This window comes from Pseudomonas sp. Sample_23 (genome assembly GCF_004307595.1).
GTDB classification, from domain to species: domain Bacteria; phylum Pseudomonadota; class Gammaproteobacteria; order Pseudomonadales; family Pseudomonadaceae; genus Aquipseudomonas; species Aquipseudomonas atacamensis.
On the sequence record NZ_RCNX01000035.1, the window covers coordinates 104,436 to 127,298 of the forward strand.

Sequence of the window (22,863 nt, forward strand, 5' to 3'; positions counted from 1 at the left end):
CTCTTGAATCAGGGGCTGATGACGCGGCCCTGGTGATCGACCAAGGGGCCGCTGAAGTGCACGCCCGAGGCGTCGATACTCAGGCCGACGGCGCCCAGTTGCAGGGTGATCAGTTGTGGCGTCATGGCCAGACGTGCAGGGCCGATGCTCAGTTCGAGCGACTCGCGAGACCCGTTGAATTGCGCGGGTCCGTTGAGCCAGTGCAAGGCGTGGCTAGCGTCGTCGTAACCGCTTTCGCTGCCGTCCTGATGCACCCGACGGGTCAGCGTCGGCACAGTCGAGGCGGGAGGAAAGCGGTCACTGTTCAAGCCGAACAACGCGACACTCTGCGCACCGCTTTCACCGCTGCCATAGTTGAACAGCAGGCATTGCTCGCCCACTGTCGGGATGCGCGATTCGCTTTGCGCACCGGCGCTAGGGTTGAAGAACTTGATCGCCGGGGTGAGCAATCCACCATGGCTGACCTGGCAAGTGTTACTCGCCGCATCAATTGACTGACAGATGCCAATGCGACAGAAACTCTCGGCGCGGCGGTGCAAGTCTTCGATTTCCGCTTCCATTTCCGCCAGACGCTCAATGATCGGGCCAAGCTGCATACGCAGTAATGCATCGAACATCGGTCAGCCCTCCAGCGCGGTGTACTGGTCTGGATCGTCGATGTTGCTGACTTCCCAGGTGCGAGCGAATTTCGGCATGCCCAGTGGATCGTCGAGCAGGATCGGACCGAGGTAGAGCGTCTGCTCGAAGGTCAGGGTCCAGGCTTTGTATTGTTGATCAGCACTGATAAGCAACGACGGCAAGCCATCGATATTCAGGGGCAGATCGCATTGATCGCCGGGCAATCCCCAGCGGTTGTCGGTGATCAGGTTTTTCAGCACGGCGATCAGATCGCACGCTGCAAATGCACTGGCGGCAAGGGCCGGGATGACTTGCAGAGAGACCGTCATGACATGAGCAATTCGCCCGTCAGCGGCGCGCACTCCAGGTCCATTGCGGTCGAAGTCGATCAGCACCCAGGCCTGATCGCCCGGTGCAGTGAAATCATCATGGTTGCCGACGGTGAGGTTGAGGCCGGCGGTGTTGCGCAGTGCCGTCGCGATGGATGTAAACAGTTGCGACGGCTGCTGGATCGGTATGGGCATACATCACCTCCTTTTCAATCATCCACGCGCAGCCCTGCCGCCAACATGGCGGCATGGAAAAATATTCAGGGTTATGGCTGGTCGCGCGGCGGCACTTCGCAGACGCCGATACGCTTGGCCGCCCAGCGTTCGTAAAGGCCTATGGCGACATCAGCGCCGGCCATCGCCGTCAGGCAGCCAAAAGCGCCAGCGGCCCAGATCGACATGCCGGCGGCATACAGCAGCATGATCGCCGACACGCCGCAGATCATGCAGGCACCAGAGCGTAGGGCCAGTCGGCGTACCAGTGACCAGCCGCGAGCGCCCTCCTTGTCGGCGCGCCACATTTCGCCGGACACCCCGCCGACGACAGCGAGGAGGATGACCAGCCAGATCGGCATGTCCGCCAACGCTTGTTGCTCGTTTGTCATGTCACGCCTCCGTGGGCAGTGGGTGATAGATGGGAATTGAGTTCAAATAATGTCTCTTCAGGCAGGCATTCCAAAAAGTCCGGCCTTGCGCCAGGCTTTTCAGCAATGCGGTCCCGCCGATCGATTACTCGAGTTGGAATCAGTAAGGTGCGACTGGCCACGCGATGTTCGCCGGATAACCCGACTGCTGATCGATGTCGCTGAGGGCGATGCAGTATTGCTCGTGGGCCAACAGCCGAGCCTGGTCGTCGCTGGTGGCGACGCCGACGTCGGCTTTGAACTGCAGCGAGTTCATCAGTAACCAGTTGGCGGCCCCATTCAGCAATTGCCACTTCTGCTGTTCGGCTTTGTTTCGCAGTTCTTCTTCGTCGGTGCAGAGAAGGTCCAGACCCCATTGAAGGTTGCGCTCCAACCCACCCGAATATCCGTACTGCCGGTTACATCAACCCAAACCGAGGTTGGCGAAGCAGGTGGTTCAAGAATCACTTCACTTTCTTCCAACTGGACAACTCGGTTGTATTCAACCAGTGCATAAAGACTCATTGGGTCTTCCTCATTTACTCTTTGGCAGGAATGTCGCCGTGCAACTGGCAGGTATTTAAAAGCCCGGCAACAAGGCCAGGCTCTTCAGTAATGCACTGCGCATTTCAATATTGCGGATGCGTCAAATGTCGCTTATGGCACTTCAGGCCAAATGACGCTCAGTGGATAGCCCGGCTGTTTGTTGACTTGGCTCATCGCGATGAAGAACTGCTTGTAGGCCAGCAGTGCGGCCTCTTCAGCAGGTGTAGCCAGCCCCAGCTCGACTTTTTGTACCAGCGCGGACGATGTCAGGGTGAAGTTGACTTTATCGAAACGAGTCACTCTTTCGTTACGCATTTGCATAGCCAACATGGACGGTTGCCCCCACATATCGCTATCAGTAAATGTCCAGACGCCGTCGGTGTTCACCGCGTTCCAGGAATAATCGATCTTGGGCAATGCGCTGACATCCACCCAGACTTGGTCCGCCGGAAACTCATCGGTGATCGGGTTTGCGGTTTCAAAAATGTTGTCGACTTTGCCAGCGACGACACGTGCGTATTTCTTCATGTTCATCATCCTTATTGAGTGCCGGCATCCCGGCGTTTCAGTTCCTGCCCGGTAGGCATTCCAAAAAGCCCGGCGCTTGTACACCGGGCTTTTCAGTAATGCGCTCCTTCGCCTCCCTTCAAATCCTGTAGTCATGAAGGGAGCTGACTTTTCGGCGCTACTGGCGCGGTACGAGTCCATTCAAATTGTTTTTCCGACCGCGGTCCCTGCCCGCCGGATAACTGCTTCTGGTGTTTTACGCTGCACACCCGGGTCAGTTGCCAACCCTCTGAACCGTTGAGGCCGGTTCATCGCTGCCTGTTCTTGTGGAACTAAAGAGCTTGTCTTGCCAGCCGCTTTGTCGAGCGGCTTGGTGGCAAGAATATGCATGAATGCATATACAGTCAATGCGTAAATGCATTTATTTATGCATTAAATTTGCGCGTATGCATGAAAACCAAGCGGGCCAAGGGGTGGGGAGATTTCTGCAGGCGAAAAAAAACCTGCCGAGGGGCAGGTTTCAGTTAAATCGAAATGGGTTAACGGGCGTACATGCCCCACCAGAAGACGTGACCGAGGATGACGATCTGCTCTTCCTGGATTTCCTGGAAGCTATAGTCCTCGTCCGGATGCTCGTCGCGATTGAAGCTGCGCAGACGGATGCCGGTGGGCAGGCGATAGAGTTGTTTCACGCGCAGCTGGCCGTTGTGATTGATCGCATACAGATCGCCATCGATGATGTCGCCGATGCCGCACTTGCCGGCGTTGACGCCGACGGTGGCGCCATCACGCAGAACCGGCAACATGCTGTTGCCGCGCACCGTCACGCATTTGGCCTGGTCGAATTGCACGCCGTTGTGGCGCAGGCTGCGCTTGCCGAAGCGCAGGCTAGAGCGCTCGCTCTCTTCGATGACGAATCTTCCTGATCCAGCAGCCAATTCAACCTCGCGTAGAAAGGGCACCGACACCTCGTCGTCATCGACGGGCGTGTCGTCGTCCCACAGGCTTATGTCCTTGAGTTCCGCATGCACGTCAGCGCGAGTGCCGCCGGTCGTTGGCGCGACGTCCGCGCGCCCGCGCAACTGATCGGTGCTGACGTTGAAATATTCAGCGATCTTCGAGATGTGTTTATCCGAAGGATCGACAATCTTCCCGCTGAGAATCCGCGAGAGCGTTGATTGAGGCACGCCGGTGCGACGGTGGAGCTCCGTGGGGGAGATCCCGTGCTGGTCGAGCAGTGCTCTTAAGACGGAGGAAACGTTGCGTTTTTGCATAACGCGCATAGTGCTTGAAGTTTTTCCCGAAGACAAATGCTGATTTGCATAAATCGTGCATAGATCAACTTTTCTCTACAAGTCCACGCTCACCCGACCGCAGTGCCTGCGTCGGGCTGACTGCCCATGGTAACCTTGCGCCCATCGCGGAAAAGCCCGGCCACTGCCCGCGCTTTGCCCTACATCTTTTAACGAGTTGCCCGACATCCGATGAATAAAGCCGTCTCCGACCTGTCCTCCCACACTCCGATGATGCAGCAATACTGGCGCCTGAAGAATCAGCATCCGGACCAGCTGATGTTCTATCGCATGGGCGATTTCTACGAAATCTTCTACGAAGATGCGAAGAAAGCCGCCAAGTTGCTGGACATCACCCTGACCGCGCGCGGGCAGTCGGCGGGACAGGCGATTCCGATGTGTGGGATTCCTTACCACGCGGCGGAAGGGTACCTGGCGAAACTGGTCAAGCTCGGCGAGTCGGTGGTGATCTGCGAGCAGGTCGGCGACCCGGCCACCAGCAAAGGCCCGGTGGAGCGTCAAGTCGTACGGATCATCACGCCGGGAACGGTCAGCGACGAAGCGTTACTCGATGAACGCCGCGATAACCTGATCGCAGCGGTATTGGGTGACGAGCGTCTGTTCGGTCTGGCAGTACTGGATATCACCAGCGGCAACTTCACCGTGCTTGAGATCAAAGGCTGGGAAAACCTGCTGGCGGAACTGGAGCGGGTCAACCCGGTGGAACTGTTGATTCCAGATGACTGGCCAAAAGACCTGCCGGCGGAGAAACGCCGTGGCGTACGTCGTCGTGCGCCGTGGGACTTTGAGCGTGACTCGGCGTTGAAAAGTCTCTGCCAGCAGTTTTCCACCCAAGACCTGAAAGGCTTCGGCTGCGAAAACCTGACCCTGGCCATCGGCGCTGCCGGCTGCCTGCTGGCCTACGCCAAAGAGACCCAGCGCACCGCCCTGCCCCACTTGCGCAGCCTGCGTCACGAACGTCTCGATGACACCGTGGTGCTCGACGGCGCCAGCCGGCGCAATCTGGAACTCGACACCAATCTGGCCGGTGGCCGCGACAACACGCTGCAATCGGTGGTCGATCGTTGCCGGACCGCCATGGGCAGCCGTTTGCTGACTCGTTGGCTGAACCGGCCGTTGCGCGACCTCACCGTGTTGCTGGCACGCCAGACGTCGATTCGCTGCCTGCTCGACGGCTACCGTTTTGAAAAGCTGCAACCGCAGCTCAAGGAAATCGGTGACATCGAGCGAATCCTGGCGCGAATCGGTCTGCGCAATGCGCGACCACGTGACCTTGCGCGTCTGCGTGACGCTCTCGGCGCACTGCCCGAACTGCAAGTGGCGATGGCCGATCTGGAAGCGCCGCACCTGCAGCATCTGGCGGTCACCACCAGCACCTATCCAGAACTGGCGACGCTGCTGGCCAAAGCCATTATCGACAATCCGCCTGCGGTGATCCGTGACGGGGGAGTGCTGAAAACCGGTTACGACAGCGAACTCGATGAACTGCAATCGCTGAGCGAAAACGCCGGCCAGTTCCTCATCGATCTCGAAGCTCGGGAGAAGGCTCGTACTGGTCTGGCCAATCTGAAAGTTGGCTACAACCGCATCCACGGCTACTTCATCGAATTGCCGAGCAAGCAGGCTGAATCGGCGCCGGCCGACTACATCCGCCGACAGACCCTCAAAGGCGCCGAGCGTTTCATCACGCCCGAACTGAAAGAATTCGAAGACAAGGCGCTGTCGGCCAAGAGTCGCGCGCTGGCTCGGGAAAAAATGCTTTATGAGGCGCTGCTCGAAGACTTGATCAGCCAGTTGCCGCCGTTGCAGGACACCGCCGGCGCATTGGCCGAGCTGGATGTGCTGAGCAACCTTGCCGAGCGTGCCTTGAACCTTGACCTTAACTGCCCGCGTTTCGTCAGCGAGCCGTGCATGCGCATCACCCAGGGTCGTCACCCGGTGGTTGAGCAGGTGCTGACCACGCCGTTCGTGGCCAACGACCTGAGCCTGGACGACAATACGCGCATGCTGGTCATCACCGGCCCGAACATGGGTGGTAAATCCACTTACATGCGGCAAACCGCGTTGATCGTGTTGCTCGCGCATATCGGCAGTTTCGTGCCGGCCGCCAGTTGCGAGTTGTCGCTGGTCGACCGCATCTTCACCCGTATCGGTTCGAGCGATGATCTGGCCGGCGGTCGCTCGACCTTCATGGTCGAGATGAGCGAAACCGCCAACATCCTGCATAACGCCACCGAGCGCAGTCTGGTGCTGATGGACGAAGTCGGGCGCGGTACCAGCACCTTTGACGGTCTGTCGCTGGCGTGGGCGGCGGCCGAGCGCTTGGCTCATCTGCGTGCCTATACGCTGTTCGCTACGCACTACTTCGAACTGACCGTGTTGCCGGAAGCCGAGCCGTTGGTGGCCAATGTCCACCTCAACGCGACCGAGCACAACGAACGCATCGTGTTCCTGCACCATGTTCTGCCTGGGCCGGCCAGCCAGAGCTACGGCTTGGCAGTCGCGCAACTGGCTGGTGTGCCGAGTGAAGTGATCCTGCGCGCGCGTGAGCATCTGAGTCGTCTGGAAGACACAGCCCTGCCCCACGAGGCGCCGAAACCGGCAGCCAAGGGCAAGCCGTCGACACCGCAGCAAAGCGACATGTTCGCCTCGCTGCCGCATCCGGTGCTGGATGAATTGGCGAAGGTGGATCTCGACGACATGACACCACGGCGTGCGCTGGAAATGCTCTATGCACTGAAGAACCGGATATAAGCACTGAAGAAGCGGATATAACGCAAATCGCTTCAAGCTGTTAGAATCTCGCGCGGTTCGGGATGCTGCTGGCTCATAGCCTGGTCAGCAGGTATCGCTCCCGAACCTGGCGACCCCAACCGTGAAGGGGCAACGCTGCCGCCGCCTGAGGAGAAAATTAGAAATGACCTTCGTCGTCACCGACAACTGCATCAAGTGCAAGTACACCGACTGCGTAGAAGTCTGTCCGGTGGACTGCTTTTACGAAGGCCCGAACTTCCTGGTGATTCACCCGGACGAGTGCATCGACTGTGCGCTGTGTGAACCAGAATGCCCGGCTGTGGCGATCTTCTCGGAAGACGAGATCCCAAGCGGCATGGAAAACTTCATCGAGCTCAATGCCGAGCTGGCGGATATCTGGCCGAACATCACCGAGCGCAAGGATCCGCTTCCGGATTCTGCTGATTGGGATGGCAAGCCGAACAAGATCGAACAACTCGAACGCTGATCTACCCCGCGCTCGACTGAAAGGCCCCTTGTGGGCCTTTTTGCTTTTGCAGGTTTTACTTTTCTGCAGACGAAAAAAGGGGCGGTATGACCCGCCCACATTTTTTCCCTATTCCCTGTAGTCCTTTTCATCGTCCTGATGAATCGCCTCCTGCGATGTCCGTTCCCCTCTTCCGTAAAGGGCGTGTCTGTCCGTCGACACAGCCCTGATATTAGAGAGTTTCCGCAGCGGAGCAATCAGGCTCAGGCGCAGGTCTACGCTGACATAAAGACATAATAATTGAAAAATATTTATTTAAATCAGCAAGTTACCGCTTAGCATTGATCGCAATCGCCTTCTGCCGAAGTGTAAAAATAACGAACACTTACGACACAGTAAGCAAAGGCTTACAGCGCGAGACTACAAACTCAGAAAATGCTGACCGCTCGTCTGGCACCTCGCCCGACAAACGCGATGCACGAGACAGGCATAAACAACAAGCCCCGACTGATTGAATCAGCCGGGGCTTTTTTTGCGCGCGGTCGATCAGGCGCTTATTGGAACAGCGACTCGCTCGACAGGCCATTCTTCTCCAGGATCTCGCGAAGGCGCTTGAGGCCTTCCACCTGGATCTGCCGTACCCGCTCGCGGGTCAGGCCGATCTCCAGGCCGACATCTTCCAGCGTGCTGCTTTCGTGACCGCGCAGGCCGAAGCGGCGAATCACCACCTCGCGCTGCTTGTCGGTCAGTTCCGACAGCCATTGATCGATGCTCTGCGACAGGTCATCGTCCTGCAGCAGTTCGCACGGATCGGTGGGACGATCGTCAGTGAGGGTGTCCAGCAGGGTTTTATCCGAATCCGGACCCAGCGAGACGTCGACCGAAGAAACCCGTTCGTTGAGGCCCAGCATGCGCTTGACCTCGCCCACCGGTTTCTCCAGCAGGTTGGCGATTTCTTCGGGTGAAGGTTCGTGGTCGAGTTTTTGCGTCAGCTCCCGTGCGGCCCGCAGGTACACGTTGAGCTCCTTGACCACGTGAATCGGCAACCGGATGGTCCGGGTCTGATTCATGATCGCGCGTTCGATGGTCTGACGGATCCACCACGTGGCGTAGGTCGAGAAGCGGAAGCCGCGCTCGGGATCGAACTTTTCCACCGCGCGGATCAGGCCGAGGTTGCCCTCTTCGATCAGATCCAGCAGCGACAGCCCCCGATTGACGTAACGCCGGGCGATCTTGACGACCAGCCGCAGGTTACTTTCGATCATGCGCTTGCGCCCGGCCGGATCGCCACTTTGCGACAAGCGCGCAAAATGAACTTCTTCTTCCGGGGAGAGCAGAGGGGAAAAGCCGATTTCGTTGAGATACAGCTGCGTGGCATCAAGTGCCCGAGTGTAGTCGATGTATTTATGTTGTTTGAGTGTGGCGGAGTGTCTGGATTTGGAACGAACGGAAGGTGGAGCAGCCCCTTCATCATTCAACATCGAATCCGAATCGATGCCGGTCTCCATAAGGAGAACCTCATCGTCGATGTCAAACTCCGGCACTTCTTTACTGAGAGCCATTGTTATAGTCCTTTGGTGAGTTCGACCCCAAGCTCAAGCGACGCCTTTATCCTTGGCAACGCTGGAGCCTGTCCCCTCTACGCGACGGAACAGGCTGGCCTACAAATCAACGTCTTGGCAGGAACTGCAGCGGATCCACAGGTTTACCTTGGCGGCGAATCTCAAAATGCAGTTTCACCCGGTCTGTACCCGTTGACCCCATTTCGGCAATTGTCTGTCCGACCTTGACCTGCTGCCCCTCCCGAACCAACAGCCTGCGGTTATGTCCGTAAGCACTGACGTAGGTTTCGCTGTGTTTGATGATGACCAATTCGCCGTAGCCCCTTAAGCCACTCCCGGCGTATACGACCGTCCCATCAGACGCAGCTAAAACAGGCTGTCCCAAATCTCCGGCGATATCAATTCCTTTATTCAAACTACCGTTTGAAGAGAATTTTCCAATCAGAACGCCATTAGATGGCCATCCCCAGCCGGTCGGGGCCGGGCCTGCCGGAGGCAGTGGAGCGGGTGCAGGTTTGCTCGCGACGGACGGTACAACCCCTTTGGAACCGGTGGTTGTAGTGGTTGTGGTGCCATTCGCCTGGCGCCGGATTACCGTGGTCTTACTCGACGAAGAAGCTGAAGAACTGGAGTTGCTCACCACCGCTGTCGGCGTTGAACCGCTGCGCCCGTCGAAGCGAATTGTCTGACCCGGATGGATCGTATACGGCGTAGGAATATTGTTGCGGGCGGCGAGGGTTTTGTAGTCCCAGCCGTAACGAAAGGCGATCGAAAACAAGGTATCGCCGGGGCGGACTACATATTGCCCGGTAGTAACGGTCGGACGTTGTGCGACCGAATTATTGCGATCGACAACCCGTACGTTGCTCGATTTGGTGCTGGAGCAACCGACCAGCAAGGTGCTCAAGACAAGGCCAGTCACCAGGCGCTGAAAGCTCGTGTTACCCATACGCTGCGCAATGACTGTGAGACTCACCCGCCGCTCCCTTTGTGGTGGCTGAAAATTCTGAATGCCGCACTGCGGCATGAAGTGTCGCAAGTATAACGGGCCGAAACGGCTTTACCTTTAATGAAGCGAAATCACCGGACGCACACGTTTGCCAGGGGCAAGTACGCTGCGTTTAAACTCTGGCTGCCGGTGTAAGACCGGCGCCGTTGAAAGGAATTCAGCGCCTGCTCGCAAATGCTCAGGCCAGTGGCCCATTGAGCAAAGGCACGAAACGCACAGCGCCCAAAACGTGTCGGGAAAAGCCATGTTCTTCGCGCACGATCAGCATCAGTTGTTGCACTTCACCGGAGCCGACCGGAATCACCATGCGCCCACCGGGGGCCAGTTGATCCAGCAAAGCTTGCGGTACATCGGTGGCGACGGCGGTGACGATGATGCCGTTGTATGGCGCCAGCGCCGGCCAGCCTTCCCAGCCATCGCCCCAGCGAAACACCACGTTGCGCAGGTTCAACTCGACCAGACGCTCCTTGGCGCGGTCCTGCAGCACCTTGATGCGTTCGACCGAAAACACCCGTTCGACCAGTTGCGACAACACCGCCGTCTGGTAGCCGGAACCGGTGCCGATCTCCAACACTTTATCCAGCGGGCCGGCCTCCAGCAGCAGCTCGCTCATGCGCGCCACCATGTAAGGCTGGGAGATGGTCTGGTTGTTGCCGATCGGCAGCGCGGTGTCTTCATAAGCGCGATGCGCCAGCGCTTCGTCGACAAACAGATGACGCGGTGTGCGGCGGATCACTTCCAGGACTTTGGCGTTCGACACGCCTTCTTCATACAGCCGCTGGATCAGTCGCTCGCGCGTACGCTGGGACGTCATGCCAATGCCGCTGCGCAGGCGGTCGTCATGTTCACGCATCAGCTCAGCCCCCCCAGCCAGCCATCAAGACTTCTGAAGGCATCATTGAAGGTGCGATCGAGCTGCAACGGTGTGATGGACACATAACCCTGCATCACGGCATGAAAATCGGTGCCCGGGCCGCCATCTTCGGCGTCGCCGGCAGCAGCAATCCAGTAACCGGCCTTGCCGCGCGGATCGACCACTTTCATCGGCGCCGCCGCGCGGGCGCGATGGCCGAGACGGGTCAACTGAATGCCACGGATGTGATCGATAGGCAGATTGGGGATGTTCACATTAAGTACCGTGCGCGGTGGCAGATCGAGCCCAGCGTGGGCCTCGACCAGCTTGCGCGCGAAGTACGCCGCGGTCGGCAGGTTGTCCACCTGGCGCGAAACCAGTGAGAACGCGAACGACGGACGCTCAAGAAATCGTCCTTCAAGCGCCGCTGCCACTGTCCCGGAATACAGCACATCGTCACCGAGGTTGGCGCCCAGGTTGATGCCGGAAACCACCATGTCCGCCTCGCGCTCAAGCAAGCCGTTGAGGCCCAGGTGAATGCAATCGGTCGGTGTGCCGTTGAGGCTGATGAAGCCGTTGGCCAGGTATTGCGGGTGCAGCGGACGGTCGAGCGTCAGCGAACTGCTGGCGCCGCTTTTGTCCTGCTCCGGGGCGATAACCACGCATTCGGTGTAATCCGCCAGCGCAGCATAAAGCGCGGCGAGACCGGGCGCGGTTACCCCATCGTCGTTAGAAATCAGAATACGCATGGGCTGTCCGTCTGCCCCACCGGCACCAGATCAACGAGCTCGCGCACCAATACGGTGGCAAAGCATCCGGCCGGGAGGACGAATTCCAGTTGCAGAATGTCAGGTTGGGGATAATGCCACGTCAACCCGCCAATGGGCAGCCGCAGGATGCGACGTTCATGGCTCATGCCGGCGTGGATCAACCAGTCGCGCAGATCCGCTTCGCGGGCGGCGATCGCCTGCTCCAGTTCATGGACTGCGCCAGCCGCGGGCGAGTCACCTTCGCCCCACTGCGGACCGGTCGGGTGCAGGTCGAGAATTGCCAGACGCGGGTCGCTGCATTCGGCTTCACCGGCCGGGAAAAAACTGCGGCTGTCGGTGAAGGCCAGCAGATCGCCAACCAGCGCGGTGTTCCAGGTGCCATCGGCGACGCGCGCCGCCAGCACCTGGTTGAACAGAAAGCTGCGCGCCGTCGACAGCAACCGCGAACGCACATTTCGCTGTTCCGGCAAAGCCTTGCGCGCCGCCCACGCCCGCGCATCGACAACGTTACCGCCGTCATGGCCAAAGCGCTGGGCGCCGAAATAATTGGGAATGCCTTGTTTGGCGATCAGTTGCAGACGCTGTTCAAGCGCGTCTTTGTCGCCATCGAATTGCGTCAGGCGCAACGTGAAACCGTTGGCCGAATGCGCACCGCGTTGCAGCTTGCGCTTGTGGCGGGTGGTCTTGAGGATCTTCAGCGTGTCGTTTTCCGCCGCCGACAGATCCGGATCGGCCTTGCCCGGCAATTGCACGCTGAACCACTGTCGAGTCAGGGCCTGACGATCTTTGAGGCCGGCATAGCTGACGGTGCGCAACGGCACGCCGGCTGCCTTGGCGATCCGCCGTGCCGCTTCTTCGGTATTGAGGCCGCGCTTTTCCACCCAGATCCACAGGTGTTCGCCGTCACCGCTGAACGGAATATCCAGCACTTCATCGACCTGGAAATCCTCAGCGATGGCTTTCAGTACCGCTGTGCCGAGGGGTTCGCCATAGGCCCGCGGGCCGAGCAATTGCAGTTCATTCATGCGCGCAGCAACAAGGCAACGGAGTGCACGGCGATGCCTTCTTCGCGACCGACAAAGCCAAGCTTTTCGGTGGTGGTAGCTTTGACGTTCACTTGATCCAACTCAACTTGAAGATCCGCCGCGATCAGCGCACGCATCGATTCGATATGTGGCGCCATTTTTGGCGCCTGGGCAACGATGGTGTTGTCGACGTTGCCGACTTTCCAGCCCTTGGCGTGGATCAGACTGACCACATGACGCAACAGCACACGGCTGTCGGCGCCCTTGAATTGCGGATCGGTGTCCGGGAAGTGTTTGCCGATATCACCCAGCGCCGCCGCGCCGAGCAAGGCATCGCTCAAGGCGTGCAGCAGGACGTCACCGTCGGAATGAGCGAGCAGCCCGAAGCCGTGTGCAATCCGCACGCCGCCCAGAGTAATGAAATCGCCTTCAGCGAAACGGTGCACATCGTAGCCGTGGCCAATACGCATAAAAAAACGCCCCGATTTTTGTCAGGGCGTGATTCTACCTGCATTAACCGCGCAGAGCGCGTGCGTGATGCTGCAAGTGGTCGTCAATGAAGCTTGAGATGAAGAAATAGCTGTGGTCGTAGCCCGGTTGCAGGCGCAGCTCCAGCGGATGCCCCGCTTGTTTTGCTGCGTGTTGCAAGGCCTCGGGTTTCAATTGCGTGGCGAGGAAATCGTCACGATCACCTTGATCGACCAACAACGGCAACTTCTCCGTCGCCTCGGCGATCAGCACACAGGCGTCCCACTCTTTCCACTTCGAACGGTCTTCGCCCAAATAGTTGGAAAAGGCCTTCTGGCCCCACGGGCAATCGATCGGATGGGTGATCGGCGAAAAGGCCGAAACCGATGTATACCGCCCAGGATTGCGCAAGGCACAGACCAAAGCACCGTGGCCGCCCATCGAGTGGCCGCTGATGCTGCGCTTGTCGGAAGCGGGGAAATGCGCTTCAACCAGTGCAGGCAATTCCTGCACGACATAGTCATGCATCTGATAATGATGCGCCCATGGCTCCTGCGTGGCGTTCAGATAAAACCCGGCGCCGAGACCGAAATCCCAAGCTTTTTCGGCATCGTCCGGGACATCCGGGCCACGTGGGCTGGTATCCGGGGCGACGATAATCAAACCAAGTTCGGCAGCCATGCGCATCGCGCCGGCCTTCTGCATGAAATTCTCATCGGTGCAGGTCAGCCCGGACAACCAGTACAGCACCGGCAGCTTGCCGCCCTGCTCCGCTTGCGGCGGCAGGTACACGGCAAAGACCATGTCGCAATCAAGCACTTCGGAGCGATGGCGATAGCGCTTGTGCCAGCCACCGAAACTCTTCTGACAGGAAATGTTTTCCAGATTCATAGCACTTCAGCCGCAAGCTGCGAGCTTCAAGCTGCAAGAGGGCGTTGCGCCTGCTTGCAGCTTGTGGCTTGTAGCTTGCCGCTGCTCCTTAGAAATGAATGACGGTGCGGATGCTCTTGCCTTCGTGCATCAGGTCGAACGCCTTGTTGATATCTTCCAGGCCCATGGTGTGGGTGATGAAGGTATCCAGCGGGATCTCGCCGCTCTGGGCCATGTCGACGTAGCTCGGCAATTCAGTACGGCCACGCACGCCGCCGAACGCCGAACCGCGCCAGACGCGACCGGTGACCAACTGGAACGGCCGGGTAGCGATTTCCTGGCCGGCACCGGCGACACCGATGATGACCGACTCGCCCCAGCCTTTGTGGCAGCACTCAAGCGCGGCGCGCATCAGTTGCACATTGCCGATGCACTCGAAGGAGAAGTCGACGCCGCCATCGGTCATGTCGACGATCACTTCCTGGATCGGACGATCGTAATCTTTCGGGTTCACGCAGTCGGTGGCACCGAGTTGTTTGGCGATTTCGAACTTGGCCGGATTGATGTCGATGGCGATGATGCGCGCAGCCTTGGCTTTCACCGCGCCGATCACGGCCGACAAGCCAATACCACCGAGACCGAAGATGGCCACGGTGTCACCCGGTTTGACCTTGGCGGTGTTGAGCACGGCGCCGATACCGGTGGTTACGCCGCAACCGAGCAGGCAAACCTTTTCCAGCGGCGCGTCTTTGGAGATCTTCGCTACGGAAATTTCCGGCAGTACGGTGTACTCCGAAAACGTCGATGTGCCCATGTAGTGGAAAATCGTTTCGCCCTTGTAGGAAAAGCGCGAAGTGCCGTCCGGCATCAGGCCCTTGCCTTGGGTGGCGCGAATCGCCTGACAAAGGTTGGTCTTGCCCGACTTGCAGAATTTGCATTGGCCGCATTCCGGGGTGTAGAGCGGAATGACGTGATCGCCGACGGCAACCGAGGTCACGCCCTCACCGATCGCTTCAACGATGGCGCCACCTTCGTGGCCGAGGATCGACGGGAAGATGCCTTCCGGGTCTGCGCCGGACAAGGTGTAGGCATCGGTGTGGCACACCCCGGAAGCGACAACGCGCAGCAACACTTCACCAGCCTTCGGCATGGCGACATCGACTTCTACGATTTCCAGCGGCTTCTTGGCCTCGAAGGCAACGGCGGCGCGCGACTTGATCATGCTGACTCTCCAATGAATCCAGTAAAAAAAAAAGCAGACAGACAGTGTAGTTCAGCGCGCCCTGAGGAATAATCCGGACGAAAGCAAAACATTATTGCCATACAGGGATAATCCAAGTGTCGGAAAACCGCTGGGAAGGCATCGACGAGTTCGTTGCCGTCGCCGAATGCAATCAATTCACCGCCGCTGCCGAGCGTCTTGGGGTTTCTTCCTCGCACATCAGTCGACAAATCGTACGGCTCGAAGAGCGTTTGCAGACGCGCCTGCTCTACCGCAGCACCCGGCGAGTTACGTTGACCGAAGCCGGGCAGACTTTCCTGCAACATTGTCAGCGCCTGCAGGACGGTCGCGAAGAAGCCTTGCGCGCGGTAGGCGATCTGACCAGCGAACCGAAAGGCATGCTGCGCATGACCTGCGCGGTGGCCTATGGCGAACGCTTTATCGTGCCGCTGGTGACTCGCTTCATGGGGCTGTACCCGCAGCTGCGTATCGATATCGAGCTGAGCAATCGCCAGCTGGATCTGGTGCATGAAGGGCTGGATCTGGCAATTCGTCTGGGACGGTTACAGGATTCTCGCTTGGTCGCGACACGCCTGGCGCCACGGAGAATGTACCTGTGCGCGTCGCCTTCCTACCTGGAACGGTATGGGCGCCCACACAGTTTGTCGGAATTGAGTCGACACAATTGCCTGATCGGCAGTTCGGATATCTGGCAACTGGAACAGAACGGGCGGGAATTTTCCCAGCGGGTGCAGGGCAACTGGCGTTGCAACAGTGGGCAGGCGGTGCTGGATGCGGCGCTTCAGGGTGTCGGGTTGTGTCAGTTGCCGGACTATTACGTGCTCGAGCACCTGCACAGCGGCGCGCTGATTTCCTTGCTCGAGGCGCATCAGCCGCCGAATACGGCGGTGTGGGCGCTGTATCCGCAGCAGCGGCATCTGTCGCCGAAGGTGCGCAAGTTGGTGGATTATTTGAAGGTGGGACTGGCGGAGCGCCCGGAGTATCGAAGCTGAGTGAGGGGTTGTTCGTGCGGCCGCCTTCGCGAGCAAGCTCGCTCCCACAGTAGACGTGCAGTAACTGCAAATCTGGTGTCAGGCGCAAATCAAATGTGGGAGCGAGCTTGCTCGCGAAGGCGGCGCAATGGACGCCACAGCAATCAGCGGCGGTTAGCCCACCGCTGGCGCAACCACTCCAGATCTTCCGGTCGGGTCACCTTGAGATTATCCGCCCGCCCTTCGATCAGACGCGGTGCCAGACCGGCCCATTCCATCGCCGAAGACTCATCGGTGATCACCGCATCAGCAACCAGGCTGTCGGCCAACGCCCGATGCAACGCCCCGAGGCGAAACATCTGTGGCGTATACGCCTGCCAGATCACGCTGCGATCCACGGTTTCAACCACACGCCCGTTGTAATCGACGCGTTTAAGCGTGTCGCGAGCGGGCACTGCCAATAGACCGCCGACCGGGTCATCCGCGAGTTCGGCAAGCAACTTGTCCAGATCATCGCGACTCAGATTCGGCCGGGCCGCATCATGCACCAGCACCCAATCGTCATCGTCGGCACCTTGCGCATGCAGATGCAGCAAGGCATTGAGCACCGACGCGGAACGCTCCGCCCCGCCATCAACCCGCTGAATGCGCGGATCGTTGACGCATGCCAGATTCGGCCAGTAAGGATCGTCTACAGCAAGACTGACCACCAGGCCCTTGAGGCTCGGGTGATCGAGGAAACAGCCGAGGCTGTGTTCGAGAATTGTGCGCCCGCCCAGTTGCAGATATTGCTTGGGACGGTCCGCGGCCATTCGGGCACCGACGCCCGCGGCAGGAATCACGGCCCAGAAGGCCGGCAGGGAATCGATCATTGGGCCAACTGGTAAAGGGTTTCGCCATCCTTGACCATGCCCAGTTCGTGACGAGCCCGCTCTTCAACGGTCTCCATGCCTTTCTTCAGCTCGCTGACTTCAGCGTCCATCACCCGGTTGCGCTCCAGCAGGCCTTCGTTTTCGGCATGTTGCTCGGCGATCTGCTGTTTCAGCTCGGCGACCTGCGCCAGACTGCCATTGCCCACCCACAGGCGGTACTGCAGACCGGCCAGCAGCAAGAGCAAAACAAGAAACAACCAGTAAGGACTGCGCATCGAATATCAGGTATCCAGTGAAAAAAGACAGCCACGCATAATGTTGCAGCATCTGATAGCACGAAGCCTGGAAAGATCCAGGCTTGTGCTTAAGGCATCAGATTAGTGGCAAATCCATCGCTGTCACGACTTTTCCGACACAATCCGGTGTCCTTTGATCAGGTTGCGCTTAACCGCGGAACTCGGCACGGCCGTTGTACTTGGCCTTGCCGTTCAACTGCTCCTCGATACGCAGCAGTTGGTTGTACTTGGAAACGCGGTCGGAGCGGCACAGCGAACCGGTCTTGATCTGGCCAGCCGAGGTGCCCACAGCCAGGTCGGCAATGGTCGAATCTTCGGTTTCGCCGGAGCGGTGCGAGATCACTGCGGTGTAACCGGCAGCCTTGGCCATCTGGATGGCTTCCAGGGTTTCGGTCAGGGTGCCGATCTGGTTGAACTTGATCAGGATCGAGTTGGCGATCTTTTTATCGATGCCTTCTTTGAGGATCTTGGTATTGGTCACGAACAGGTCGTCGCCCACCAGCTGAGTCTTCTCGCCGATCTTGTCGGTGAGGATTTTCCAGCCAGCCCAGTCGGCTTCGTCCAGACCGTCTTCGATGGAGATGATCGGGTAACGCTCGGTCAGACCTTTGAGGTAGTCGGCGAAACCTTCAGCAGTGAACACCTGGCCTTCACCGGACAGGTTGTACTTGCCGTCTTCGTAGAACTCGCTCGCGGCGCAGTCCAGCGCCAGGGTCACGTCGGTGCCCAGCTTGTAACCGGCGTTGGCCACGGCTTCGGAGATCACTTTCAGCGCGTCTTCGTTGGACGCCAGGTTCGGCGCGAAACCGCCTTCGTCACCAACGGCGGTGCTCAGGCCACGGGCCTTCAGCACAGCTTTCAGGTGATGGAAAATCTCGGTGCCCATGCGCAGACCTTCCGAGAAAGACTTGGCGCCGACTGGCTGGACCATGAACTCCTGGATGTCGACGTTGTTATCAGCGTGCTCGCCACCGTTGATGATGTTCATCATCGGTACCGGCATCGAGTACACACCCGGGGTGCCGTTGAGGTTGGCGATGTGTGCGTACAGCGGCAGATCCTGATCCTGCGCAGCTGCCTTGGCCGCAGCCAGCGACACGGCGAGGATGGCGTTGGCGCCCAGGGTCGCCTTGTTTTCGGTACCGTCGAGCTTGATCATCGCTTGGTCGAGGGCTTTCTGGTCGCTCGGGTCGGTGCCCAGCAGCAGATCGCGGATCGGACCGTTGATGTTGGCTACCGCCTTGAGCACGCCCTTGCCCAGGTAACGGCTCTTGTCGCCATCACGCAGCTCGAGCGCTTCACGCGAGCCAGTGGATGCACCGGACGGCGCGCAGGCGCTACCGATGATGCCGTTGTCGAGAAGCACGTCCGCTTCCACGGTGGGATTGCCACGGGAGTCGAGAACTTCACGACCTTTGATGTCGACGATTTTTGCCATTGTTGTAAACACTCCAAAGTTGACGAAAACGACGCAGCTAGAGGAAATCTTTATCGTCGGCAAGCGAAGTACAGCGGGCAGACTTGCAGACGACAACGCTCACGCCCGAGGGCATGAGCGACAAATCGTGCGGTACTTTACCGGAGAATCGAGCGTTACGCGGTTTCTACCGTCGGAAAACTCTTCACCAGTTCGTCCAGAGCCTTGAGCTGGGCCAGAAATGGCTCCAGTTTGTCCAGACGCAAGGCGCAAGGGCCGTCGCATTTGGCGTTGTCCGGATCCGGATGCGCTTCGAGGAACAGACCCGCCAGCGACTGGCTCATGCCGGCCTTGGCCAGGTCGGTGACCTGCGCGCGGCGACCGCCGGCGGAGTCGGAACGACCGCCAGGCATTTGCAGCGAGTGGGTCACGTCGAAGAACACCGGGTATTCGAACTGCTTCATGATGCCGAAGCCGAGCATGTCGACCACGAGGTTGTTGTAGCCGAAGCTCGAACCGCGCTCGCAAAGGATCAACTGATCGTTACCCGCTTCCACGCACTTGTTCAGGATGTGTTTCATTTCCTGAGGCGCGAGGAACTGGGCTTTTTTGATGTTGATCACGGCATTGGTCTTGGCCATCGCGACAACCAGATCGGTCTGGCGCGACAGGAAGGCCGGCAGCTGAATGATGTCGCAGACTTCAGCGACGACCGCAGCCTGATCCGGCTCGTGGACGTCGGTGATGATCGGCACGCCGAACGCTTGCTTGATGTCCTGGAAGATGCGCATGCCCTCTTCCAGGCCAGGACCGCGATACGAAGTCACAGAAGAACGGTTGGCCTTGTCGAAGCTGGCCTTGAACACGTAAGGGATACCGAGTTTCTCGGTGACCTTCACGTACTCTTCGCAAACCTGCATGGCCATGTCACGGCTTTCCAGCACGTTCATGCCGCCGAACAGCACCATGGGTTTGTCGTTGGCAATCTCGATGTCGCCGACGCGGATGATCTTCTGTGCCATCGGGTTACGCCTTCTTCTGGTGTTGAGCCAACGCGGCTTTGACAAAACCGCTGAACAGCGGATGACCGTCGCGTGGGGTCGAGGTGAACTCAGGGTGGAACTGGCAGGCGACGAACCATGGGTGATCCGGCGCTTCAACCACTTCGACCAGCGCAGCATCGGCGGAACGACCGGAGATTTTCAGGCCGGCTTCGATGATCTGCGGCAGCAGGTTGTTGTTCACTTCGTAACGGTGACGGTGACGCTCGACAATCACGTCCTTGCCGTAGCAATCGTGGACTTTGGAGCCCGGTTCAAGCAGGCAATCCTGTGCGCCGAGACGCATGGTGCCGCCCAGATCGGACGCTTCGGTACGCACTTCGACAGCACCGGTGGCGTCTTCCCATTCGGTAATCAGACCGACCACCGGATGGCCGCTGGCACGATCGAACTCGGTGGAGTTGGCGTCTTTCCAGCCCAGTACGTTACGGGCGAACTCGATGACCGCCACTTGCATGCCCAGGCAGATGCCGAGGTACGGAACCTTGTTTTCGCGAGCGTACTGAACCGCAGTGATCTTGCCTTCCACGCCACGCAGACCGAAGCCGCCCGGGACCAGAATCGCGTCAACACCTTCGAGCAGCGCAGTGCCCTGGTTCTCGATGTCTTCGGAATCGATGTAGCGCAGGTTGACCTTGGTGCGGTTGCTGATACCGGCATGGCTCATCGCTTCGATCAGCGACTTGTACGCGTCGAGCAGTTCCATGTACTTGCCGACCATGGCGATGGTCACTTCGTGTTCCGGGTTCAGCTTGGCATCGACCACTGCGTCCCACTCGGACAGATCGGCGCTGCCGCACTGCAAGCCGAAACGCTCAACGACGAAATCGTCCAGACCCTGCGAATGCAGGATGCCCGGGATCTTGTAGATGGTATCGGCGTCTTCCAGCGCGATTACCGCACGCTCTTCAACGTTGGTGAACTGGGCGATCTTGCGACGCGAGGACACATCGATCGGGTGATCGGAACGGCACACCAGCACGTCTGGCTGCAGACCGATCGAGCGCAGTTCCTTGACGGAGTGCTGGGTCGGTTTGGTCTTGGTTTCGCCAGCGGTGGCGATGTACGGCACCAGCGTCAGGTGCATCAGCATCGCGCGCTTGGCGCCGACTTCGAAACGCAACTGGCGGATGGCTTCGAGGAACGGTTGCGACTCGATGTCACCGACGGTGCCACCGATTTCGACCATCGCCACGTCAGCGTCACCGGCACCCTTGATGATGCGGCGCTTGATTTCGTCGGTGATGTGCGGGATCACCTGGATGGTTGCACCCAGGTAGTCGCCACGGCGCTCTTTGCGCAGCACGTGCTCGTAGACACGGCCGGTGGTGAAGTTGTTGTTCTGGGTCATGGTCGTGCGGATGAACCGCTCGTAGTGCCCCAGATCCAGATCGGTCTCGGCGCCGTCGTGGGTGACGAACACTTCACCGTGCTGGAACGGACTCATGGTGCCTGGATCGACGTTGATGTACGGATCCAGCTTCAGCATGGTGACCTTAAGCCCCCGCGCCTCCAGGATAGCCGCCAATGAAGCCGAGGCAATGCCTTTCCCCAATGAAGAAACAACACCGCCCGTGACGAATATGTAGCGCGTCATGAAAAACCCTAGAAGTCTGCGTTAAAGCGGAACGAGCCGCCGGGGAAAGCGAAGGAAGGCCGAAGCCCCCGATCACCTGCATTAATCACAGTGCACCTTTCGAAAAAACCGCCGCGTTGTGACAGACCGGCAGATGAAACACCGGTACGTTGCTCGCTACACATTTTTTGGAATCGCCCAGCAAAGACTGCTTGGTAATCGGCAACTCCTGCAATTCAGGCGAATCCACAGAAGTTGTATCAAGAAGGGAGCGTAGTCTACCGGAATGCTCCTTTCAGCTCAAACCTTGATCTTCGTCTGTTGGCTGCCAGTGCAATGTCCAGCCTTCGTCCATCTGACCATCAAGACCCGGCTGGTTCGCCACGGCGAGCAATTCTTCGTCACGAAACAGCAGCGGCAATCTGCCACGCACGAAGGCCGGCACCGCGCGCTCGTTGAGCAGACGCTTGAGATCCCGGCTACCGCGCTCGGCCAGTTGCATGACCTCACCGCCCTGCCGATAGGCAATACGCAAAGGCCCGGCTGGAGCATGCCCGTGGAGCATGACGCGTCCGTTATCCGGCAAGCGTAGCGCTGAAGTCGGGGTCTGCCAGTCGGCGCCGATCACTGGCGTGCGCAACCAATTGCCGCTCAGCCACCAGACGCGCCCGGCGCTGCGGTGCAGCTCGCCGTCGGCCAGACGCCAGATCGGAGAAGCGTCGGCGCCGGCATTGCACAGCGTTGTCCAACCCGACCAATGGTCAGCATCCGGCAGCCGGGTCAACGGTTCGAGCCAGTGGCTGAGGGCATTTCGCTGGCGCGCGTCAGACAACGCCGTCAATGGTGTCAGCTCCAGCGATGGCACACCCAGCCAAGCGAATTCATGGGGCGTTTCGGCTTGTGCGAGATCAATCTGCGCCAGCTCATCGAGCAAGCCCTGCGCCTCACGCAGATGCGCAGCCGTTCGCGCCATGCTGGCCTGCGCTTGCGGCCAGCGCTCGGCCAGCAGCGGCATGACTTGATGGCGCAGGTAATTGCGCGAAAACTGGTGATCCTGATTCGACGGGTCTTCGATCCAGCGCAACTGATGCGCCTGTGCATAACCTTCCAGCTCAGCACGACTGACATCCAGCAACGGTCGAACCAGCGTGCCCTGCCCCACTGGACGCTGCTGCGGCATCGCGCCGAGCCCGCGGACACCGGCACCGCGCAACAGCCGAAACAGCAGCGTTTCCGCTTGGTCGTCGCGGTGTTGACCGGTCAGCAGTGCATCATCGGCTTGCGTCAGCGAATTGAACACGGCGTAACGCGCATCCCGCGCCGCCCGCTCCAGGCTCGCCCCGCCCTTCACGGTGACCCGCTTCACTTGCAACGGCACGCCCAGCGCATCGCAAACGTCTTGGCAATGTTGCGGCCACGCATCGGCCGCAGCCTGAAGGCCGTGGTGGATATGAATGGCGCTGAGCGCAGGGAGGGATTCAGTGTTCGCCAGGGTGGCGAGCAGATGCAGGAGGACGGTGGAATCGAGGCCACCGGAGAAGGCGATGCGCCAGTGAGCGACGTGGCGCCAGGGCTCAAGGTTCAGCAGAAGACGGGATGGCAAATCAATCGGGGACTGGCCCATAACTTTCTCTTTGCCCCAAACAAATGTGGGAGCGAGCCTGCTCGCGAAGGCGGTTTAACATTCAACACATTCGTCGAGTGCTATACCGCT

General features: G+C 59.2%; 23 protein-coding genes. 3 read left to right on the plus strand and 20 right to left on the minus strand.

The window, feature by feature from the left end; translation table 11 throughout:
- Window positions 1–8 precede the first annotated feature (8 nt).
- The 6 genes from D8U82_RS08565 to D8U82_RS08590 form a co-directional block, all read right to left on the minus strand.
- Window positions 9–617 (minus strand): phage baseplate assembly protein V, encoded by a 609-nt coding sequence (locus tag D8U82_RS08565; protein WP_125925199.1) that lies wholly within the window; start codon window positions 615–617, stop codon window positions 9–11.
- A gap of 3 nt (window positions 618–620) precedes the next feature.
- Complete coding sequence (locus D8U82_RS08570) at window positions 621–1,142, minus strand: hypothetical protein (RefSeq protein ID WP_130902032.1); 522 nt, start codon at window positions 1,140–1,142, stop codon at window positions 621–623.
- A 71-nt stretch (window positions 1,143–1,213) separates the two neighbouring features.
- Window positions 1,214–1,552: a phage holin family protein gene (locus tag D8U82_RS08575; protein ID WP_024011844.1), complete on the minus strand. Its 339-nt coding sequence runs from the start codon at window positions 1,550–1,552 to the stop codon at window positions 1,214–1,216.
- Between the two features lie 139 nt (window positions 1,553–1,691).
- On the minus strand, window positions 1,692–1,964 hold the full coding sequence (locus D8U82_RS08580; protein WP_241663618.1) for a tail fiber assembly protein: 273 nt from the start codon (window positions 1,962–1,964) through the stop codon (window positions 1,692–1,694).
- 263 nt (window positions 1,965–2,227) lie between these two features.
- Window positions 2,228–2,644, minus strand: a complete 417-nt coding sequence (locus tag D8U82_RS08585) for a tail fiber assembly protein (RefSeq protein ID WP_024011843.1) — start codon at window positions 2,642–2,644, stop codon at window positions 2,228–2,230.
- 518 nt (window positions 2,645–3,162) lie between these two features.
- Window positions 3,163–3,906, minus strand: coding sequence for an XRE family transcriptional regulator (locus tag D8U82_RS08590; RefSeq protein WP_110600122.1), 744 nt, complete (start codon window positions 3,904–3,906; stop codon window positions 3,163–3,165).
- Window positions 3,907–4,107: 201 nt separating this feature from the next.
- On the opposite strand from D8U82_RS08590, the gene mutS reads away from it, so the two are divergent.
- On the plus strand, window positions 4,108–6,690 hold the full coding sequence (gene mutS / locus D8U82_RS08595; RefSeq protein WP_130902033.1) for a DNA mismatch repair protein MutS: 2,583 nt from the start codon (window positions 4,108–4,110) through the stop codon (window positions 6,688–6,690).
- 163 nt (window positions 6,691–6,853) lie between these two features.
- A complete protein-coding gene (gene fdxA / locus D8U82_RS08600; RefSeq protein ID WP_016771449.1) occupies window positions 6,854–7,177 on the plus strand; it encodes a ferredoxin FdxA in 324 nt (107 codons plus the stop codon).
- A 533-nt stretch (window positions 7,178–7,710) separates the two neighbouring features.
- Here the strand turns inward: fdxA and rpoS are convergent.
- The 8 genes from rpoS to D8U82_RS08640 all read right to left on the minus strand — a co-directional run bounded on the left by rpoS (window position 7,711) and on the right by D8U82_RS08640 (window position 14,935).
- Window positions 7,711–8,718 carry an RNA polymerase sigma factor RpoS gene (gene rpoS, locus D8U82_RS08605; RefSeq protein WP_016771451.1) on the minus strand — a complete coding sequence of 336 codons (1,008 nt, stop codon included), beginning with the start codon at window positions 8,716–8,718 and terminating at the stop codon, window positions 7,711–7,713.
- Between the two features lie 106 nt (window positions 8,719–8,824).
- On the minus strand, window positions 8,825–9,694 hold the full coding sequence (locus tag D8U82_RS08610; protein ID WP_073476023.1) for a peptidoglycan DD-metalloendopeptidase family protein: 870 nt from the start codon (window positions 9,692–9,694) through the stop codon (window positions 8,825–8,827).
- A gap of 211 nt (window positions 9,695–9,905) precedes the next feature.
- Complete coding sequence (locus D8U82_RS08615) at window positions 9,906–10,541, minus strand: protein-L-isoaspartate(D-aspartate) O-methyltransferase (RefSeq protein ID WP_160768345.1); 636 nt, start codon at window positions 10,539–10,541, stop codon at window positions 9,906–9,908.
- A 38-nt stretch (window positions 10,542–10,579) separates the two neighbouring features.
- The gene (gene surE / locus D8U82_RS08620) at window positions 10,580–11,329 is read right to left on the minus strand and encodes a 5'/3'-nucleotidase SurE (protein ID WP_024011837.1); all 750 of its coding nucleotides are present in this window, start codon (window positions 11,327–11,329) and stop codon (window positions 10,580–10,582) included.
- Window positions 11,317–12,375 carry a tRNA pseudouridine(13) synthase TruD gene (gene truD, locus D8U82_RS08625; RefSeq protein ID WP_125925198.1) on the minus strand — a complete coding sequence of 353 codons (1,059 nt, stop codon included), beginning with the start codon at window positions 12,373–12,375 and terminating at the stop codon, window positions 11,317–11,319. The genes surE and truD overlap by 13 nt, the downstream gene beginning before the upstream one ends.
- Window positions 12,372–12,845 (minus strand): 2-C-methyl-D-erythritol 2,4-cyclodiphosphate synthase, encoded by a 474-nt coding sequence (ispF, locus tag D8U82_RS08630; protein ID WP_007954821.1) that lies wholly within the window; start codon window positions 12,843–12,845, stop codon window positions 12,372–12,374. The genes truD and ispF overlap by 4 nt, the downstream gene beginning before the upstream one ends.
- A gap of 43 nt (window positions 12,846–12,888) precedes the next feature.
- On the minus strand, window positions 12,889–13,734 hold the full coding sequence (gene fghA / locus D8U82_RS08635; protein WP_130902034.1) for an S-formylglutathione hydrolase: 846 nt from the start codon (window positions 13,732–13,734) through the stop codon (window positions 12,889–12,891).
- A gap of 88 nt (window positions 13,735–13,822) precedes the next feature.
- The gene (locus tag D8U82_RS08640) at window positions 13,823–14,935 is read right to left on the minus strand and encodes an S-(hydroxymethyl)glutathione dehydrogenase/class III alcohol dehydrogenase (protein ID WP_110600129.1); all 1,113 of its coding nucleotides are present in this window, start codon (window positions 14,933–14,935) and stop codon (window positions 13,823–13,825) included.
- Between the two features lie 116 nt (window positions 14,936–15,051).
- Here D8U82_RS08640 and D8U82_RS08645 point away from each other — a divergent pair, with 116 nt between their 5' ends.
- Window positions 15,052–15,948: a LysR substrate-binding domain-containing protein gene (locus D8U82_RS08645; protein WP_130902035.1), complete on the plus strand. Its 897-nt coding sequence runs from the start codon at window positions 15,052–15,054 to the stop codon at window positions 15,946–15,948.
- A 143-nt stretch (window positions 15,949–16,091) separates the two neighbouring features.
- Here D8U82_RS08645 and ispD read toward each other — a convergent pair whose 3' ends face one another.
- The 6 genes from ispD to tilS all read right to left on the minus strand — a co-directional run bounded on the left by ispD (window position 16,092) and on the right by tilS (window position 22,773).
- Window positions 16,092–16,799 carry a 2-C-methyl-D-erythritol 4-phosphate cytidylyltransferase gene (gene ispD, locus D8U82_RS08650; protein ID WP_130902036.1) on the minus strand — a complete coding sequence of 236 codons (708 nt, stop codon included), beginning with the start codon at window positions 16,797–16,799 and terminating at the stop codon, window positions 16,092–16,094.
- Window positions 16,796–17,074: a cell division protein FtsB gene (gene ftsB, locus D8U82_RS08655; RefSeq protein ID WP_016771460.1), complete on the minus strand. Its 279-nt coding sequence runs from the start codon at window positions 17,072–17,074 to the stop codon at window positions 16,796–16,798. Before ftsB ends, ispD begins: the two co-directional genes overlap by 4 nt.
- A 169-nt stretch (window positions 17,075–17,243) precedes the next feature.
- The gene (gene eno / locus D8U82_RS08660; protein ID WP_130902037.1) at window positions 17,244–18,533 is read right to left on the minus strand and encodes a phosphopyruvate hydratase; all 1,290 of its coding nucleotides are present in this window, start codon (window positions 18,531–18,533) and stop codon (window positions 17,244–17,246) included.
- Between the two features lie 155 nt (window positions 18,534–18,688).
- Entirely contained in the window at window positions 18,689–19,534 is an 846-nt protein-coding gene (kdsA, locus tag D8U82_RS08665; RefSeq protein WP_007954807.1) for a 3-deoxy-8-phosphooctulonate synthase, read from the minus strand.
- Between the two features lie 4 nt (window positions 19,535–19,538).
- Window positions 19,539–21,170: a CTP synthase gene (locus D8U82_RS08670; RefSeq protein ID WP_016771462.1), complete on the minus strand. Its 1,632-nt coding sequence runs from the start codon at window positions 21,168–21,170 to the stop codon at window positions 19,539–19,541.
- 274 nt (window positions 21,171–21,444) lie between these two features.
- Window positions 21,445–22,773 (minus strand): tRNA lysidine(34) synthetase TilS, encoded by a 1,329-nt coding sequence (tilS, locus tag D8U82_RS08675; RefSeq protein WP_130902038.1) that lies wholly within the window; start codon window positions 22,771–22,773, stop codon window positions 21,445–21,447.
- Window positions 22,774–22,863: the final 90 nt, after the last annotated feature.

Coding starts and splice junctions, on each gene's coding strand:
- truD (WP_125925198.1), bottom strand. CDS start 12,375: ATGAATGAACTGCAATTGCTCGGCCCGCGGGCCTATGGCGAACCCCTC.
- D8U82_RS08585 (WP_024011843.1), bottom strand. CDS start 2,644: ATGAAGAAATACGCACGTGTCGTCGCTGGCAAAGTCGACAACATTTTT.
- ispD (WP_130902036.1), bottom strand. CDS start 16,799: ATGATCGATTCCCTGCCGGCCTTCTGGGCCGTGATTCCTGCCGCGGGC.
- ftsB (WP_016771460.1), bottom strand. CDS start 17,074: ATGCGCAGTCCTTACTGGTTGTTTCTTGTTTTGCTCTTGCTGCTGGCC.
- mutS (WP_130902033.1), top strand. CDS start 4,108: ATGAATAAAGCCGTCTCCGACCTGTCCTCCCACACTCCGATGATGCAG.
- kdsA (WP_007954807.1), bottom strand. CDS start 19,534: ATGGCACAGAAGATCATCCGCGTCGGCGACATCGAGATTGCCAACGAC.
- D8U82_RS08575 (WP_024011844.1), bottom strand. CDS start 1,552: ATGACAAACGAGCAACAAGCGTTGGCGGACATGCCGATCTGGCTGGTC.
- fghA (WP_130902034.1), bottom strand. CDS start 13,734: ATGAATCTGGAAAACATTTCCTGTCAGAAGAGTTTCGGTGGCTGGCAC.
- D8U82_RS08565 (WP_125925199.1), bottom strand. CDS start 617: ATGTTCGATGCATTACTGCGTATGCAGCTTGGCCCGATCATTGAGCGT.
- D8U82_RS08640 (WP_110600129.1), bottom strand. CDS start 14,935: ATGATCAAGTCGCGCGCCGCCGTTGCCTTCGAGGCCAAGAAGCCGCTG.
- D8U82_RS08590 (WP_110600122.1), bottom strand. CDS start 3,906: ATGCGCGTTATGCAAAAACGCAACGTTTCCTCCGTCTTAAGAGCACTG.
- fdxA (WP_016771449.1), top strand. CDS start 6,854: ATGACCTTCGTCGTCACCGACAACTGCATCAAGTGCAAGTACACCGAC.
- D8U82_RS08615 (WP_160768345.1), bottom strand. CDS start 10,541: ATGACGTCCCAGCGTACGCGCGAGCGACTGATCCAGCGGCTGTATGAA.
- ispF (WP_007954821.1), bottom strand. CDS start 12,845: ATGCGTATTGGCCACGGCTACGATGTGCACCGTTTCGCTGAAGGCGAT.
- D8U82_RS08570 (WP_130902032.1), bottom strand. CDS start 1,142: ATGCCCATACCGATCCAGCAGCCGTCGCAACTGTTTACATCCATCGCG.
- rpoS (WP_016771451.1), bottom strand. CDS start 8,718: ATGGCTCTCAGTAAAGAAGTGCCGGAGTTTGACATCGACGATGAGGTT.
- eno (WP_130902037.1), bottom strand. CDS start 18,533: ATGGCAAAAATCGTCGACATCAAAGGTCGTGAAGTTCTCGACTCCCGT.
- D8U82_RS08670 (WP_016771462.1), bottom strand. CDS start 21,170: ATGACGCGCTACATATTCGTCACGGGCGGTGTTGTTTCTTCATTGGGG.
- surE (WP_024011837.1), bottom strand. CDS start 11,329: ATGCGTATTCTGATTTCTAACGACGATGGGGTAACCGCGCCCGGTCTC.
- tilS (WP_130902038.1), bottom strand. CDS start 22,773: ATGGGCCAGTCCCCGATTGATTTGCCATCCCGTCTTCTGCTGAACCTT.